The 17,615-nt window shown below is 46.4% G+C and carries 9 protein-coding genes; all 9 read right to left on the reverse strand.

Going from position 1 to position 17,615, the window contains the following annotated elements; all coding sequences use genetic code 11:
• Positions 1 to 94 precede the first annotated feature (94 nt).
• Positions 95 to 1,669, reverse strand: a complete 1,575-nt coding sequence (locus AC0VYE_RS29900; RefSeq protein ID WP_475444386.1) for a response regulator transcription factor — start codon at positions 1,667 to 1,669, stop codon at positions 95 to 97.
• Positions 1,666 to 3,492 (reverse strand): sensor histidine kinase, encoded by a 1,827-nt coding sequence (locus AC0VYE_RS29905; RefSeq protein WP_475444388.1) that lies wholly within the window; start codon positions 3,490 to 3,492, stop codon positions 1,666 to 1,668. Before AC0VYE_RS29905 ends, AC0VYE_RS29900 begins: the two co-directional genes overlap by 4 nt.
• A gap of 282 nt (positions 3,493 to 3,774) precedes the next feature.
• A complete protein-coding gene (gene htpG, locus AC0VYE_RS29910; RefSeq protein WP_475444390.1) occupies positions 3,775 to 5,655 on the reverse strand; it encodes a molecular chaperone HtpG in 1,881 nt (626 codons plus the stop codon).
• Positions 5,656 to 5,921: 266 nt separating this feature from the next.
• Entirely contained in the window at positions 5,922 to 6,980 is a 1,059-nt protein-coding gene (locus AC0VYE_RS29915) for a polysaccharide pyruvyl transferase family protein (protein WP_475444392.1), read from the reverse strand.
• 16 nt (positions 6,981 to 6,996) lie between these two features.
• Positions 6,997 to 8,118: a glycosyltransferase gene (locus AC0VYE_RS29920; protein WP_475444394.1), complete on the reverse strand. Its 1,122-nt coding sequence runs from the start codon at positions 8,116 to 8,118 to the stop codon at positions 6,997 to 6,999.
• A 6-nt stretch (positions 8,119 to 8,124) separates the two neighbouring features.
• Entirely contained in the window at positions 8,125 to 8,817 is a 693-nt protein-coding gene (locus tag AC0VYE_RS29925) for a glycosyltransferase family 2 protein (RefSeq protein ID WP_076267364.1), read from the reverse strand.
• Entirely contained in the window at positions 8,793 to 9,668 is an 876-nt protein-coding gene (locus AC0VYE_RS29930) for a glycosyltransferase family 2 protein (protein ID WP_475444397.1), read from the reverse strand. Before AC0VYE_RS29930 ends, AC0VYE_RS29925 begins: the two co-directional genes overlap by 25 nt.
• Entirely contained in the window at positions 9,652 to 9,852 is a 201-nt protein-coding gene (locus AC0VYE_RS29935; RefSeq protein ID WP_076267366.1) for a hypothetical protein, read from the reverse strand. Before AC0VYE_RS29935 ends, AC0VYE_RS29930 begins: the two co-directional genes overlap by 17 nt.
• Before the next feature lie 186 nt (positions 9,853 to 10,038).
• Positions 10,039 to 17,580, reverse strand: coding sequence for a glycoside hydrolase family 3 N-terminal domain-containing protein (locus tag AC0VYE_RS29940; protein ID WP_475444398.1), 7,542 nt, complete (start codon positions 17,578 to 17,580; stop codon positions 10,039 to 10,041).
• Positions 17,581 to 17,615 lie beyond the last annotated feature (35 nt).

Here is a 17,615-nt window from a genome sequence, read left to right on the forward strand (position 1 = left end):
AAGCAGATGAATCTCCTAAGCCAACCATTTGATTTATCACTTTATATCCGAAGAGGATGCCATTTATCATTTTTCAAGCCGCAGTTAACATCTTTTAATTCTTTTCAGCATCTGCATAGTGTGAGGGGGCAATCCCCTTTATTTTCTTAAACATACGGGTAAACGAGCTTAAGTTTAAGTAACCCAGCTTGTCCGAAACCTCAGTTAAGGTCATTCCGCTGCGGATCATCGTTTCGGCCTGCTCCACCTTGGCTGTCAAAACAGCGGTGCTAAAAGAAATCCCTTTCTCTTCCTTATATATTCTGCTGAGATATACAGGGCTTACTTTAAGATGCATTGCGATGGCATTTAAACTAATTTCATCAAACCTGTGCTCTTGAATAAACATCTCGGTGGCTTCAACAAACTTCTTTCTTTCATGGCCGTTCTTCTCTTTGAATGCCGGTTCCTGCAGCACATGGATAGCGTTGTATAACAAATGCACCGCTTGCGTTAATGAAACGCAGTCCAGCAGCTCAGATCTTTGGAAATAAGTCTCCGATGGACGCCGTCCCGACATTTCGCAGATTTGCTTCAGCTGGAATAAAATATCCTCCAGTACATTGTGCAGCAGGTTTGGTTTGGGATATGGCGGGCCGACGACCTGCTTGAGGTTTGCCAGCAGATCTCCTGCCTGCTCGTATTGAAAGCTGGACAGTTTGTTCATTATCGCCTTTTTCCAAATAAACACGGCATCGGAAAGCGTTGCTTCAGGCAGCTCGCCCTGAAACAAGTGGTCATTTTCACAAAAATATTTGAGGCTTAGCAGATCGCTAGCTGAACGATCATACACAGTCCACTCCCGCCAGTCTATAAACCTTTTACTCACAGCAATGGATAGAGTATGGCCCAAATACTGCGAAACCGAGTCGATCAACTGCTTCGGGTCAATATCCGAGCTATTCGTGCTGCTTACCAATACATGCCATCGGTTATCATTTATGTTTTCCACGAACCCAATCAGCCTGCTGCGGTAAAGTTCAACAGCCATATGGTCAATCGAATGGCCTATTTTAACGATTTCTTGGGAAGTTAATTTGGATTCATCCTGAGAAGGATCTAATGCCACAACCCATGCCTCATATTCTCCCTTTTGCAGAAAATATTTATACTCTCCCAGCTTCTCAGCAAACGCTTCTGTCTCTTCGCTGTTATACAAGCCGTGCAGCCAATCTCTTAATAAGCTGGCTTTACGAACGAATCTTGAACCCGCTTCCGGTGTCCCTTCTTCCTGAAAATGATGCTCCAGCAGCTTTGCTTTCATTTTGGCTGTCAGCTGCTTCAAAATAAGCTGAAGCTCCTCAATTTCCATCGTGGATTTTACAATAAAGTCATGAACGCCCAGGCGCAGCGATTTGCGTACCGTTTCGAAATCTTGGTTGCAGGTCAAAATAACAAATTCCCCGTCCGGATTTAAGGGCTTTACCTTCTCAATAAAATCAAGCCCATTCATTCTGGGAAGCAAAATATCTACAAGTGCGATGTCCGGCAGAAATCTCTCGTACAGCTCAACAGCTTCAACTCCGTCTCTGGCTTCGCAGACGACCTCCAGCCCCATTTCAGACCAAGGAATTAATGATTTGATCCCCATTCTAACTAGCATATCGTCTTCAATAATCATCACTTTCATTCCGAATCTCCTCCATTATGATCGATATAGGGAAAGGTAAGCGTTACGTTCGTCCCTTTACCCACTGCACTTCGAATTTCGATGCCATACCTTTCGCCATACTCCAGCTGCAAGCGACGATGCACATTTTTAAGCCCGATCCCCGAGGTTCGTTCCTCATCCTCATCCTCATACTCATTGGAATCCGTTATCAGCATACCGGCAATGGAGCCTTCTTCAATTCCGACTCCGTTATCTATAACCTCCACCCGTACCTGCTCCCCTTCCATCGCGCAGGTAATCGTCAGCTGTGGCGTAATTCCATCAAGATTAGTAAATCCATGCAAGATTGCATTCTCGACAATCGGCTGCAGCGTCAGCTTCAATATTCTTGCACCCTGCACCTCATGCGGCACATCCCATATCGTTTCAATTTTGATGAACATCCGTTTTTCCTGGAACGCAATATAGCTTCTGACATAATCCATTTCCTCGCCCACCGTGCTCCATATGGTCCGTGATTTGCTTAGTGTATAGTTCAGCATGCTGCTTAAATTAACAAGAGTCTGGGCAATCATCTTCTCGCCCTTCATTTCCGCCATCCAACGGATCGAATTAATCGAATTATGCAGGAAATGAGGCTTGATCTGGGACAGCAAGAGATTGAGCTCCAGGCTCGACTTTTCCCGTTCATCCGTTTTAATACGCTCAATCTGTTCATTAATCCGGCTTAGCATTTGCTGAATGCCCGAGAATAAAATCTCGATTTCCTCCAAGCCTTTGTATTGGAAATTTCCAATGACGTCCTGCCCCTGCCCAGCATCATTAAAGCGTATTTTCCGAACCATCCTTGATAAATTCAGCACAGGTATCATCGCTTTTCTTGTGAATATATACAGGATAAGTGAAATCAAAAGAATGGACGACACGGTTACCGTGAGCGTATGGCTCCACAATTGCTTAGTGGGACTTGCCAAAAGCTCTTCCGGCGTTAACGCAATTAAATACCATCTTAAGAAGGGAATGTTTTGGATGGAGCAAAAGTAGCTTTGGCCGTTCCACTGAATCAGAAAGCTTTCATATCCCCCGCCGTCCACCTTCGCCTTCGATATGGCCTGTCTGGACAGCTCCTGCAGACGGTCGTCATCGTCTTCACTAGATATCAGCAATTCGCCATCTTCTTGGCTTATAAACGCAAGGGTTGAGCTGTTCAGTTGGATTTTGCGCAGCAGCCGCTGAAATAAGCTCTCGTTGATCTCTACGTTTAAGAGGCCTAGCGCCGAATTGCCTTGTACAATGTTTTTCGTAAAATAAAAGGCGTTCTGCCCCTCCGAGAGATCGTGAAAGTTGGGGCCTACATTGCGATACATGATGTTATTATCATAAGGTATCCTCTCGGAAGGCCAATTAAACTGCTGCACCACTTGCTTTAACCGTTCAACTTCTGTGTCATGCAAAACGCTATTGCTGAATACTTCCCCTTGATCGTTAATAATTTGTACGTATAAGGGCACTCTTAACCGATACGCAGCAGTGAATGTCTTGAGTCGATCTCTGATTGCCTGTTCATTTATGGGAGCGTTATCATTTCGACTTAATAGCCTCTGCAATTCCTGATCCTGCGACAAGGTGCGAATATAATCCTCGATATGGTTCACATAAAAGTCCAAGCTGATGGAGAGCGACTCCATATTGCTCGAAACCGATTTGTCGTACAACGTTTCCACTTGCGTAACCGCTCCTTTGCCCAACATATAACCTTGGATAAGAACCGGAACAATAATAATACACATGAGCAGCAAAATAAGCGTAATTAAGTTCAGCCGGCGTTTTATCCGTATCATCTATAAACCCTCCTCTGCGGCTTTACATTTATTCATGCAATGAATAATGTTTATTTATTTGTTTCTGCATTCTTATTCATTTATTTCTTATCTTGTAGTGCTATTATATCCGGAATAATAATCAATACCATGATTAATTATATTTTGCGCAAGCACAATACACGCCTCGTGTAATTTTATCGGTAGCTATGGTCAGCATCCATAATTGTTCTGTCGTAGAAAAAAAGCCCGTACGGGAATGACCCCGTACGGGCTTCTTACACTTGCTTGTCGCTTGCTCTATTAAACCATTACTTTGCAAATATCGTTCGTAAACGCAACTGGATCTTGAATTGGCAAACCTTCGATGAGAAGCGCTTGGTTGTAAAGCAGGCTTGTATAAAGAGCCAGCTTCACTTTATCCTGCCCAGCAGCATCCTTCAACGATTGGAAAATTTCATGGTTCACGTTAATTTCGAGCACCTTGTCTGCTTTTACATCTTGGTTGTTCGGCATCGAATTCAATATTTTTTCCATTTCAATCGTTACTTCGCCTTCAGTAGATAAGCACACAGGGTGTGTTTTAAGGCGTTTTGAAGCTTTTACGCTTTTTACTTTATCGTTAAGAATTTCTTTCATCTGCTCGAAAAGCTCTTTATTAGCATCCTGCTCTTCGGCCGTTTCCTTGTCCTTCTCGTCCTCTTCAATACCAAGATCGCCGCTTGATACCGACTTGAATTCCTTATCCTTATACTTCGCAACCATCTTGATAGCAAATTCATCAATATCGTCCGTGAAGTACAAGATTTCAAAGCCTTTATCCGTTACCAGCTCGGTTTGCGGAAGTCGATCAATCCGCTCAATCGATTCACCGGAAGCATAATAAATGTACTTTTGATCCTCGCTCATTCTTGACACATACTCGTCCAGTGTAACTAGCTTCTTCTCTTTCGAGGAGTGGAACATAAGCAGGTCTTGAATCACTTCTTTGTTCACACCGTAATCATTGTATACGCCGAATTTCAGCTGTCTGCCGAATGCTTTGTAGAACGATTCATACTTCTCTCTGTCATCCTTCAATACGCCAAGCAGCGCGCTCTTGATCTTGCTGTTGATGTTCTTCGCAATCAGCTTCAGCTGACGGTCATGCTGCAGCATTTCACGAGAAATGTTGAGCGATAGATCCTCCGAATCAACCATACCTTTAACGAAGCTGAAATAGTCCGGTAGCAGGTCTGAGCATTTATCCATAATTAGAACGCCATTTGAATAAAGCTCCAGCCCCTTCTCATATTCCTTCGTATAATAATCGAAAGGTGTGCTCTCCGGAATATACAAAATCGCATTGTACACAACAGCGCCATCCGCACTAATATGAAGATGCTTGATCGGTTTATCGAAACCGTAACGTTTTTCAAAATAAAACTGATCATAATCTTCCGATGTCAGCTCATTTTTATTTTTACGCCAGATCGGCACCATGCTGTTAACGGTTTGCTCTTCTTCATATTCCTCAAACTCGTTTTCTGCATCTGCTTTTGGCCGTTGGCCTTTCACATCCATCTTAATTGGGTAGCGAATGAAATCAGAATATTTTTTGATGATCGACTTCAAACGGTACTCTTCCAAGTACTCATCGTATTGATCATCTTCGGTATTTTCCTTAATATTAAGTACAATTTCCGTACCAACGGAATCCTTCTCGCATGACTCAATCGTGTAACCGTCCGCGCCAGTTGATTCCCATTTGAACGCCTCATCGCTGCCAAGAGCTTTGGTCACAACGGTAACCACATCCGCCACCATAAATGCAGAGTAGAAGCCTACGCCGAATTGGCCAATAATGTTATGTCCATCTTTAAGCTCATTTTCCTTCTTAAAGGCAAAAGACCCGCTCTTCGCAATAACACCAAGGTTATTCTCCAGCTCTTCCTTCGTCATGCCAATCCCTGTATCGGTGATCGTTAATGTTCGGTTTGCCTTGTCGGCAACGACTTTAACATAATAATCCTCTTTGTTAAATACCATTTGGTCATCAGTTAGCGCTCTGTAATATAGCTTGTCGATCGCATCGCTGGCATTCGAGATCAGTTCTCTCAAAAAAATCTCGCGCTGCGTATAAATGGAATTAATCATCATTTCCAGCAATCGTTTCGATTCTGCTTTGAACTGTTTTTTGGACATGGATAGATCCCCTTTCCATTCATCAATAATTAGTAAGCCTAAAGGTAACGCAACAGGAAGGCTTGTTCAACGTTTATTAAACCGCTACCTTATATTTTAGCACTCAAACTCTTTGAGTGCCAATCCTTCTTTTTATATATCATAAACTATTTTTCGATGTCAACCTTCTTCCTATAATATCCATCCTTTGTCTATTAAAAAAAGGAGCTGCCCCGAAAGGTAATAAACCTTCGGGCAGCTCCTTTTACGCTGTTGCAGCTATTTCATTAAAACAGTTGTTCTTGAAATGGCTTTTTCAGCAGCTCGCGATAACGGCTCTGATGCGAATAAAACTTTTCGCGAATCATATCCGTTTCTTTTTCAATTTTGGCTACTCTGTCCAGAATGCTTTCGCCAAGTGCCGTATCGCCGGTGGAGAGCACATAATCCTGAAGATCCACCGAGCAGCCAAAGTCTATACATTTGAATCGATATCCAAGGCTTACGAACGGCACCCCTGCTGCTGCTGACAAGTAACTAGCATGCAATTTGAAATTGATCGTCAGCGCATAGGACTTTAGCTTCTCCATCAAATCCTCATGATGGTACAGCTCCAAATCAAGATCCACATTCGTCTGGTTTCCCAGCTTCGCATATAGACGCTTGCAAGCTTCTCTATCAGGACCCCAAACGGAGAAAATATTGATGCGATAACCTTGCGATATTAGTATACGCAGCGCCTCTACCAATTGCTGCTCTACCTTTTCCTCATTGCCGCCGAATATTCGATTATAAGCAGTTCCCCAGTTCACACCAATCGTTCTGCTAGCCTGCCCATTCTTGCGTGGCGACGGTGCAGGCAGCAGAAATGCCGGGTCACCGCTTATGATCGCCTGCTCCATTCGGACGCCAGAATCCTCGAGAAACTGATAGGACAACGGACCTCGGACGCCGCAATACTTTGACATCTTCACTAGCTCAGCTAATTTCTCATTCGTTGCCAGGTTCTCGTTGGTGTAGGCCAAATGGGCTGCGACCTTTCCCGAGGCATCCATTACAGGAAACTCCTGTCTGTCATGACCGCTGCCCCAAATCATTACTTTTTTATGGTTCCTAGCCGCTTGGTAAGCAACATCGATATAACCTGGAATGAGCAGCGAGCCGCCGCCGAGCACAACAACATCATACGGACCCGAATTCCGAATATCTACGCCCGGTATTGACGGAATGACATCATATTTTTTCTCAGGCAGATAAGCTCTGCACAGGTCGCGAAACAATAGCCACATTAACTCATCACCAACATTGTTAAACCCTAACCAGCCTACATACAAAATTCGTTTCATTGCGTACCGCCCTTCATTAAATCTCTCCTATTGCTGAACGATACACGCTCATAATTTGATCAATGGAATGATCGATATGAAACTCACGTTCCACCCACCGTCTTCCCTCTATTCCATTAGCGCGCAGCCCCTCCAGCCTGCGGCATCCATCTGCAATCTCGCTTGCAAACAAATAACGGGAATAAGCAGCAGACGAACCGTGGTCTCCAAAATAGTTAAGCCAAGCCTGCTCATAATTGCTCGGCTCCACCCAGCCAAAATAGCCATGGTTACCAATGGCAAGCACTGGCTTCTCGCAAGCCATTGCCTCCAGCGCAACGCGTCCCGTACCGACAACGATATCTGAAGCATTGTAATACTCTCGCATTTGAGATTGTTTTCCAACCATATGAATGAACCGTCTTCTGCTTTCCGCCTGAATAAATTCCGCAAGTTCTGAAATTGCATTATATTTAGGACCATCCCCAACAACGATTAGCTCAAGCTTATCCCACCCATAACGATAAAGATCCTTCATCGCTCGCAGCAGGACATCACATGCTGTTGCCTTTCCCCAAGCCAATCGGCTAGCGTACGTAAGTACAATTGCATCTTCAGAAATACCTAAGTCTGAGCGAAGCTTTGCGCCGCTGGATGGATAGAACTCCGCTAGATCGATGCCATTCGGGACAACGATAGACGGAAAGCCAAACCGCGTGATATAGCTTTGAAGAGGAGCACTTACACATATGACCGATTCCGAGTAAACAAGCAGCGACTTTAGAGCAGTCTGCGGATAATAGGTGCCATGAACGGTAAATATAGACGGAATACCTAATAGATTAGCTGCCTTTGCCGTAAACAAACCGGATGGAGTCTGATGCACATGAACGCAATCCACTTTCTCGCTACGCATAATTTCCTGCAGCCTAACGATTCGCTCCGTTTGAACTGACGCTCCAGCTGGCTGGAATTCAAACAAATATACATGGCACCCGGCATCCTCAAACCGAAACCGCATAGGGCCGTCCGCGGCAATTATACTCACTCTTTGACCTATTTTTATTAGTGCTTTTGCTAGACTTAATACATGTGTTTCCGTACCGCCGGCATCCATACTGTCCAGAGCCATTAAGACGGATAACGGCGAGCCTGCCATTTCACCTCACTCCTTTTTCGCATAAAAAGCCAATGAACGTTGGCTCGCATGCAGACGATAGTAATAAAGTATTTCAGGAATATTTTCAATACGAGCTTTGTTATTCAAAAATTTAACGATGAACTCATAATCCTCCGCTCCGACAATTCGGCGGCTCAATCCGCCAATCTGGTCAAAAGCATCGCCGCGAAACATGATCGTCCCATGGCAAACACAGTGACCGCCGCTGCGGTAAACATCAAGAATATCATCACCGAAACGCAGCCATTTTTCCTGAACATACTGCCTCTTCTCGGCCGCATCAAAGCTAGCGTAGCTCGTTCCTACCAGTGCAACCTCTGCATGGCTTTGGAGATACGCTACTTGTTTCTCTAAACGCTGCGGATGAGAGAAATCGTCCGCATCTTGAACCGCGATATATTGTCCGCGAGCGTGGAAGAAACCCGTCGTAATGGCTCCAGAAAACCCAATATTTCTAGGAAGTCGAACGAGTACTATAGATTCTGTACCCGCTACTCCGTTTGCTTCGCACCAAGCCTCAATAACATCCAGCGACCTATCGGTCGATGCGTCATCTACAATGATGATTTCTTTATTCAAATACGTTTGGCTCATCAAGCTGTCCAAACATTCAATGAGATATGCTGCACGATTATAATTTGCAATAACGATACTTACTTTTCCAAATTCCCGCTGCATCCTATCTCTCCTTTCTTGCCCTCTCTCCTATAAATGGCATGCAGAGCTTCAAAATGATCCCCTATTATTTGCATCGTTGCAATGGAATGGTCTCCTCCGGCATTTTTGTGTTTGATCGGACGATAACGGTTTAAGCGATCAACTTCCACGCAGTGAACAGGCTTGACGGTCAATCCCCCGAGCAGTCCGAGCGCATAAGCTTTCGGCGGACATAATAAATTGGACCAATGAATAACATTAAGCGCCCGCCTATTCAGCGCAAATGGAACATGCACGAGTGAAGCATTCGCCAAATCCTCGCGGCCAACTGCCATATTCAGTGCTATTTTTAACGTTGTCACGGCACTCCAAGGCATGCGCATGCTGAGGTGGTGATCCAGCTTATTAACAGCCAGATCACATTCCCTTAGCAGCGCATTAGGAAAAGGAGCAAGCTCCTTCCAATGGATATGAAAATCTCCATCCACAAACAGCAGCGCATCGCCAGTAGCTGCATATGCGCCAATAGCTCTGCCCACATCCGTTCCGAGCGGCTCCTGAAAAACTATGACCGACGCGCCAAGCTCTCTAGCAATACTCTCTGTACGATCATTGGAGCCATTAACAACTACGATAATTTCAGCTGGCGACAGCCATATTATTTCTTGGATGACACGTCCTATTGTCCGCTCCTCATTTTGAACGGGTATAATCACTGACAAGCGCTGGTGCACCCCGCACCGATTGCCTGCTTGGGAGAAATCTCTTCCTTTTTGTAAAGGAGGCAGCACATCTTTATCTGCGATCAATCGCTCGACATAGTCACGCCTTCTTCCATCATCCGTACAGCCATTCCTATAAAATCCGGACATATTCGATGACCCGCAAACGTATCAGCACATCTTCCGTCCCACCGTATCCAGGTACACTCAAGGTTCGAACCACAATGTATGAGAAGCCTACCGTCAGCAGCACACCTGCAACCACATCCCCATTAGAGAGAATAACTTCTACATCTCTCCCTAGGTACGTGCGCAGCTTAAAATAAAATGACACATCATCAACTCCTACCGTTTGATACCCTCATCCTATTCGCTAGATTAATAGTGAGAACGGCATCCGACTATTTTGAAAAAATTTTCATAGAATAGGCAAAAAAAGAGAAGCCCTCTTTCCCACATTAACAGTGAGTTCGAAGGCTTCTTCCTTGTCATTCAATGGGCCGCATCGCTCATCCCAATCTTATTGCTTGTTGTAAATGGCATACATAATAACTGCTGCTTCCGCGCGGGTTGTATAACCAAGCGGGTTAAGCTTAGCGCCGTCGCCCTTCACAATGCCGTTCGCTACGAGAAGAGCAGCACTGTCCGTTGCATAAGCTGCTAGCTGCTTCAAATCGGTGAACGATTGCAAATGCTCCGAGCTTCCTGCTTGCAGCTTTTTGCCAGAAATATTTAACGCTCTTGCTGTCATCGCGATCATTTCTTGCCTTGTAATGGAGGCATTCGGATCAAATGTACCGTCCGCACGGCCAGTTACTACGCCAAGCTTCTTCGCAATGGCAACCGCATCATAATAATAAGAACCTTTTGCCACATCGGTAAACTGACTATCATACGCAGCATTAAGACCTAAAGTTTTCACGAGCAGGGTAATAAAATCTGCCCGCTTCACATTTTGAGCTGGAGCGTATGCTTTATCCGATATGCCGTTGATGACGCCTTTAGCCGACATTACCTTAATCGCTTGTTGCGCCCAAGGATATTTGCCAAGATCGTCAAACGTTTTGCTTACGAATACTACGCCATACGTACTGAAATGATTTACTGTGAAAAGCACAGCACCTTGCGATTTATCATACTTCCCGCTTGGCACTGCAATCACTTTACCTGCTGCGTCGAAATACCACACTGTAATTTGTTCGCTGCTCGCCAGCTCATCAGCTGTTGGAGTATAACTAAGCGATACGTTTACAGCAGCTTCTGAATTGCTCCATTCCACTTTAACGCCGTCAACGTAGAGATTCAGCTCAACCGCAGGACGGCTACCGATTGCTGCTCTCGCTTCTTCGCTAAGCTTTGTTTTATCGATGTTCGCAATCACAATGGATACGTTTTTCGCATCCGAAGGCAGTGATTTCAACATATGGCTTGGTACAACAATCGTACCCGTACCTGTCTGAATCTCATACTGTACCGATAGCTTAGTCTCGCTAATAGTCCCTTTAGGCAATTGCACCTCGTAGCCATTAGCTCCATTTACAATCGGTACTTTAATTGTAATGGTTTGAACGGTACCATTATTTCCTTCTACTGATTTCAAAGCTTCGTCGATAAGCGTTTGGCTTATCGCAGTTTTACCAAGTCCGCTAGCCGTGTCAACGACCGGTGTTGGTGCCGGTATTGTGCCCTTTCCACTCGGAGGCGTCGTAGGAGCTGGCGTTACAGCTGGCCCCGTTGGTGACGTCGGTGTTGGTGTTGGCTCCGTCGGTGTCGTCGGCGTTGGCGTTGGCGTTGGTGTTGGTGTTGGCTCTTCCCCTGGTGTAATGATATACGTAAATGGTGCAACAAAGCTGTCCTTCATTCCTGCTTTAATCGCAATCGTGCGGAGCACTGTCAGCTCCGAGAGCTTAAGCTCTCCTTTGTACAATTGCCCGTTTGTACTGCTAGGCAGCGATCCATCTGTTGTATAGTAAATGGCTGCTCCTTCTGTAGCAGTCGTTAAAGCAACCGTTTTGGTTCCTTTGTAGGCTCCAGCTTTCAGCGAAGCAGTCGGAAGTGCTGTCGTACCTGTAATTTGCGTAACCGCTTCAGTCTGCTCAAGCGTGATCCAATCAAGGTTTGCCCCATCATTATTACTAGTAAATTGAATCGTTTGTACGCCTTCCGCAAGCTCTACAATGCCAGAAGCCTCCGCATATTTATCCCATCCGCCACTTGCTCCTAGCGGCGTAGTAGACAACTTTTGCCCATTCACGGACAACGTTCCACTCACGCCTGCTTGCGGCGTTGCATAACGGTAGGTCACTTTGTAGAAGCTCGATTTTGCGATATTTACGTCAAAATAAAGCGAGCCTGCTGCCGCAATAAAACCTACGTTTTTGAATAACAGCGTTTGTCCGTCCATATTGCTTTGAACAGCAGCCGCATCCGCATGGGTGTAGCTTTCCGCTTCAATTTTCATAACACCGCTCTGATCCATTACCTGTACAACATACGGCTCAAATTTAATGCCTCTAAGCTCATAGCCGGAAGCTCCAGCCAGAATACGAAGCTTTTGGTCACCTTCAACGAGATCAATGACGATTCGCATTTCAACGACCTGGTTGTAAAGGTTTGGTACGTTAATCGTTTTCCGAACAGCGCCGTCTTGCGCCTCAAGCACGATGCCATTCACAGCTTGGCCGCCAGATGTAGCCTTAAAGGTCGCTACATAGGAACCAGTTGCTGGCACGTGCACCAAATAATCGGCATAATCGCCTGCATCAATTTGAGTTAGCCTGCTCGCGCTTCCTGTTCCAGACACTGCGAATCCTTTTAATCGATTGAACTGATCCAAGGAATCAAGGGACAAAAGATTTACTGGCTCCTTCACATTTTCGGTTCCAAGCAGCACTGCCTTAGCATTTAACGCCGTACCTCCTGTTGAATCATCGTAGGCTTGCAGTGGAACGTTAACCTGCAATTCCAACTCATTATAGTAAACGGTTCCGCTCCAGTTCAGCGTAAGCTTCACTCGATTAGGGCTGAGAAGCTCAGCCGAGCGCAGTGATACGCCTCCTTGCGAGGTTGCCGCTCCCGATACGGTTATCGCTCCAAGCTGACTCTGCACGAATGTACCGCCAGCAAGGGTAACGATTAGCTCCTTGTTATTTACGTCATAAGCAATCTGACTCTCTGACAAGGATAACGACTCCGCATCATCAATAGCCTTAATGATAACTTTAGAGCTCATCGTCTTACCGGTGCTTCCAGAAGCAGCTTCGTATGTGCTGGCTGTTACTGTGACGGTACGATCAGAGTCATAGTCTCTAGTCGCCCCTCCTCCTAAGGTAAGCTTAGCCATATGGTCATCAACACGATAAACGCTGTCTACAACCGTTCCCGCATACCCGTCGATGGACCAGTTGGAGGAAGTCAGCTCCTCTTTATACGTGTCGTTAAGCAGCCGGACAAAAATATGGCTTCCAGCCTCTGCACCTTCTGTTACTGCTGAGGCATCTGCGATAATAGCAGGCCCAACCGCAATGGCATTCAAGTTAAAGCCTTGATCAACGATTCGAACTCTTAACGTATGAACACCTTCAGTCAGAGCAACGGTATCTGAAGCCATAGCCCAAGCATCCCAGCTCTCGCTGTTTGGAAGCTCAGTCGTTTTCAGTACATTTCCTCCTAGTGAAAGCTCTGCTTTTGCACCGTCATAGGTCGTGGAATATTGATACGTAATACCGTAGTTTCCATCCGCCGGAACCTGTACCTGATATTCCATCCAGTCATTCGGATCGGCATAGCTGACCGCTGAGCCGTTTACGAGTACATTAAAGGCAGATGTGAATTTACTCGCCTCTATAGATGCGGGAAGTAAAATAGCTGCCTTATCCGCCTTCGTGAACGCAATACTTCTAACATTGAAGTCGTTTTTACTCACTTTCATTGTTAATTTGTGCGCACCCTCTGGAAGCATAACGCGCTCGCGGCGATTAGCGAAGTACTCCCACTGGTACGTCGTCTGATTGATCGGCAGTGACACAAGCGGCTGGCCATCCAGTTCAAAGCTAACCAGACCATTCGTTTGGAAGCCAGCAATCGCCAGATCGAGTTCATACTCGCCTGCTTCTGCTACATTTACAACATAATCGAACGAAGCTGTTCCATTTGGTGCAAAAGAACCTAAGTATCCGTTTGGATTAACCTGGAACTCGCCTTCTGCTGAAGCAAAGCGCGTAGCGTTAATCGTTGCTGGAACGTTTGTTATTTGCGTACGATTCCAGCGATAGGTTGCTGCTGATTTGGCTGGAATGACCGCTTCAATTTGAAGTCCATCAACTATAATTTTAAATGGCTGCGGGTCACTCGTTTGGTTGATGACAACCGTTACAATTTCTTTGCCGTCTGGGCTTGCAAACGCAACGTTGGTTACTGTCGCAGCCGAGCCGTAATTGCTATCAATTCGCACATAACCAGGCTTCACGAATTTCGTAAACTGCCCCATCAAATAATACTCCGGCAGCAGCCAGTAGTGATCTGGATTCGAGGAATCCTGTACGACTGGGGTCGGATCAGGAATGCCTACCCATTGATGGGATGAAATATCGCTGTCCAGCATCGTAACCCAGCTGTTATAGCTCTTGGCATAGTTGCGGAAATATTGTGCGATTCGGTCAGCGCCCGTTGTACCCCATACCGCACGCTCCGTTAAATACACGCTTTTCTGCGGGAACAGCTTTTGAAGCTCCGTCATCATGGACAGCTCGCCGCCATAATCGTGGAACGCCGTCCCTTCTATGGCATCGTAAGCCCCTTCTACGGAATTGCCCAGAATTTGTGCTGGATAAGCCATCGTATCGCCGGGATTGTGGTCGAACATCCACAGCTTTACACTTTTGATTTTTGCATTGCTATTCTGATCGAGCTTCGCCCGCAGCAGCTTGGCTAGACGTGACGCTTGCTGCCATGACATCGCTGTACTTGGATAATCAATTTCGAGCAGCGGCTCATTTTGCAGCGTCATGCCTTCAAAGTAGATGCCATGCTCAGCGTATGCCTCAAGAAATTTCACATAATAATCTGCAAGCACAGGAAGATACTCTTCCTTCACTTGACCTCTTACCATGCTGCCCGTTGTTTTCATCCAGCCTGGAGGGCTCCAAGGCGATGCAAAAAATTGAACATCGGGATTAATCGCTTGTATCTTCTTAACGGTTGGAATGATGCCAAAATCAATATCCTTCTGAATGGAAAATTTCTTAAGCTCAACGTCCGTTTCACCGGCAGGCAAATCATCGTACGAATAAAACTTTTGCGCTGTAAAATCGGAGGTTCCGATCGTTAGGCGAATCAAGCTCATGCCGATGCCGTTATCCTTGTCGATCAATTGGCTAAGCAGCTCTGTTTGCTTCTCCGGAGACATTTTCACAAGATTATGAATCGTCGCTTCTTCCATGGACGAACCGATTCCTAGCATTGTTTGATACTTTTTATCCGGATTTATCGTAATCGTTGTCGCTTTGCTGTTATCTGGAAGGGTAATATCTAAATTTGTCTGCTGCTCCAGCTTCTTATCGCCAGCTTGATAACGATCCGCATAATACCATTTGCGGTCACCCGCATCACGTTCACTGGAGATCCATGCCTCTACAGCTCCGCTAATCAGTGCTGGCTGTTCGCCGCCTCCATTACCTGGATCAGTGCCGCCACCGCCGCCGCCAGCTGGAACATCACCTGTGCGCGTAAACTCTACCCAGTTAAAATTAATGTCTCCGGCAATAAACTCAAGCCTCAGCTTTTGAATGCCTGCTTGGCTTAGCACGATATTCTCGACGCTGGCCGTTTGCCAGCTTTGCCAGCCTCCGGTGGAGCCTACGCTCAACGTACCAAGCGTCGCTCCCGCTTCGTTCTTGATCTTAATCCCCGTTGCGCCTCCGTTGCCCGCATAGCGGAAATCGGCTTTATAGGTACCGGGTTCGCTCACTTTCACCCTATAATCCAGCCATGCGCCGCCGGACGTCCAGCCAATATTTTTGCCGCCGCCAATGTCCTGCGTGTCCTCTGTATTCAATCCGCTGCTCTTCGCATCGAACGCTTCCGCCTCGACCTTGCCTGGGATAGGCAGTGAAGGCTTCTCTGGTTCTACAGGTTTGCTCGGCAGATCAGGCGTAGCCTGCCCGCTCGTCAAGCCGTATCCGATAGGAAACAACAAATTCGGGCTGGCTTCGGTCATAATTGGATAATTATTCGTTACATAAAATGGCCATTTGATCGGGTTTTTCCCTTTAAACGGTTTGCCCCCAATCAGTACATCAGCCACACCTTGACCTTCCGTACCTGGAAGCCATGCTGCGACAAGCGCATCCCAGTCACCCAGTTGATCCGCTATCGTAAGCGGGCGTCCTGATACAAGAACAACAACGAGTGGAATGTTTGGATCAGCTGCACGAATATTTGCAATCGTTGCGAGATCCTCTTCGTCGAGATTTAGGCTCGTACGATCTCCATTCGTTTCTGCATAAGGCGTTTCGCCTACAACAGCAATAGCTACGTCATAACCAGCAGCGCCGCGGCCATGCTTGTTGTACGTTACCGTCTTCGCGGCTCCTGCAACCTCTTTAAGCCCTTCATAGATTGTCGTTCCGGTCGTAATCGCCCCGGATGCTCCCTGCCAAGTAATTGACCAGCCGCCAGATTGGTTGCCGATATCGTTGGCATTTTTACCTGCTACGAAAATTTTGTCCATATCCTTCAGCTGAGACATAATCGGTGAACCGTTCACCTCATCGTTCTTCAGAAGAACGAGCGACTCCGCCGCAGCTTGACGCGCAAGCGCACGATGCTCAGATGCACCGAAGTAGCCTGCCAAGTCTGTATCTGTCTTTGGATTCTCAAATAGGCCAGATGAAATTTTCACCTTCAAAATACGAAGAACTGCATCATTGATACGCTCTTCCGTAATGCTGCCATCCTTAACAAGACTAATTAAATGCTCAAGGCTAGCTCTCCAGTCACCCGTCAGCATGAACATATCTACGCCTGCATTAACGGACGCTTTCAGCTGATCCTTCAAGCCGCTGACTGCTTTGCCGTCTTGATCGCGCGTGATTTGCTGAATCGCGTTATAATCCGAAATAACAAAACCTTTAAATCCAAGCTCACCCTTCAGCACATCCGTAAGAAGCCGCTTATTCGCATGCATCTTAAGGCCTTGAATGCTGTGGTAGGATGCCATTACCGTTTGTACCCCTGCATCAACAGCCGCTTTGTACATCTCTAAATCACTTGCAATGAGCTGATCCTCTGTGTACTTCGTTATATTCCCTTGGTTGACGCCGTTATCCGTATAGCCTTCACCTAAAAAATGCTTCGCAGCGCCAACGACATGTTTCGTCTGACTGCGCTCCGCAGCTGTTTCTCCTTGCAGCCCTTGAATGTATGCTGCACCAAGCACCTTGGATATCGCTTGATTGCCGCTGTATCCTTCATAGGTCCGGCCCCATCGAATATCCTGCGGGGCTGCAATCGTCGGCGCAAAATCCCAATTTGCTCCGGTTGCTCGTATTTCCTTTGCTGTCGCAGCGCCGATTTGTTTCACCAGCTCAGCGTTATTCGCTGCACCTAAGCCGATATTATGCGGGAACAAGGTTGCTCCCTTCACATTGTTGTGTCCGTGTACTCCATCCACGCCATACAGCAGCGGAATCCCGAGACGCGTAGAAAGCGCGCCATCCTGATAGCCGTCTATAAGCGTCTGCCAATTTTCACGCGTGCTGTCCTGCTGCTTGCCGTTCGGGAAAGAACCGCCGCCGCTAAGCACCGAGCCGATAAAATATTGCTTTACTTCCTCAGGTGTAATATTCGACTTCTCTGGCTGTATCATTTGTCCTGCGCGCTCTTCTAGTGTCATCCGGGCAAGCAAATCCGCCGCCCTTGCATCAACGCTCTTTGATGGGTCCAAGTACGTCGGCAATCCCCCAGTTGACTGCGTCAAAGGCGCTGCTCCTACTGAAAGCAAGCTCGTCATTAGCGATATGACCAGCAGCATCGCCGTCATCATCGACATTTTTCTTTTCAAACCAAACCCTCCCCATAACTATAATTGTCGTCTCA

The organism is Pristimantibacillus sp. Z349TD_6 (assembly GCF_056173205.1).

Bases quoted from the DNA above. Each gene is read 5' to 3' on its own strand.
- AC0VYE_RS29920 (WP_475444394.1), bottom strand. From the start codon at position 8,118: ATGGCAGGCTCGCCGTTATCCGTCTTAATGGCTCTGGACAGTATGGAT.
- AC0VYE_RS29915 (WP_475444392.1), bottom strand. From the start codon at position 6,980: ATGAAACGAATTTTGTATGTAGGCTGGTTAGGGTTTAACAATGTTGGT.
- AC0VYE_RS29900 (WP_475444386.1), bottom strand. From the start codon at position 1,669: ATGAAAGTGATGATTATTGAAGACGATATGCTAGTTAGAATGGGGATC.
- htpG (WP_475444390.1), bottom strand. From the start codon at position 5,655: ATGTCCAAAAAACAGTTCAAAGCAGAATCGAAACGATTGCTGGAAATG.
- AC0VYE_RS29930 (WP_475444397.1), bottom strand. From the start codon at position 9,668: ATGTCCGGATTTTATAGGAATGGCTGTACGGATGATGGAAGAAGGCGT.
- AC0VYE_RS29905 (WP_475444388.1), bottom strand. From the start codon at position 3,492: ATGATACGGATAAAACGCCGGCTGAACTTAATTACGCTTATTTTGCTG.
- AC0VYE_RS29925 (WP_076267364.1), bottom strand. From the start codon at position 8,817: ATGCAGCGGGAATTTGGAAAAGTAAGTATCGTTATTGCAAATTATAAT.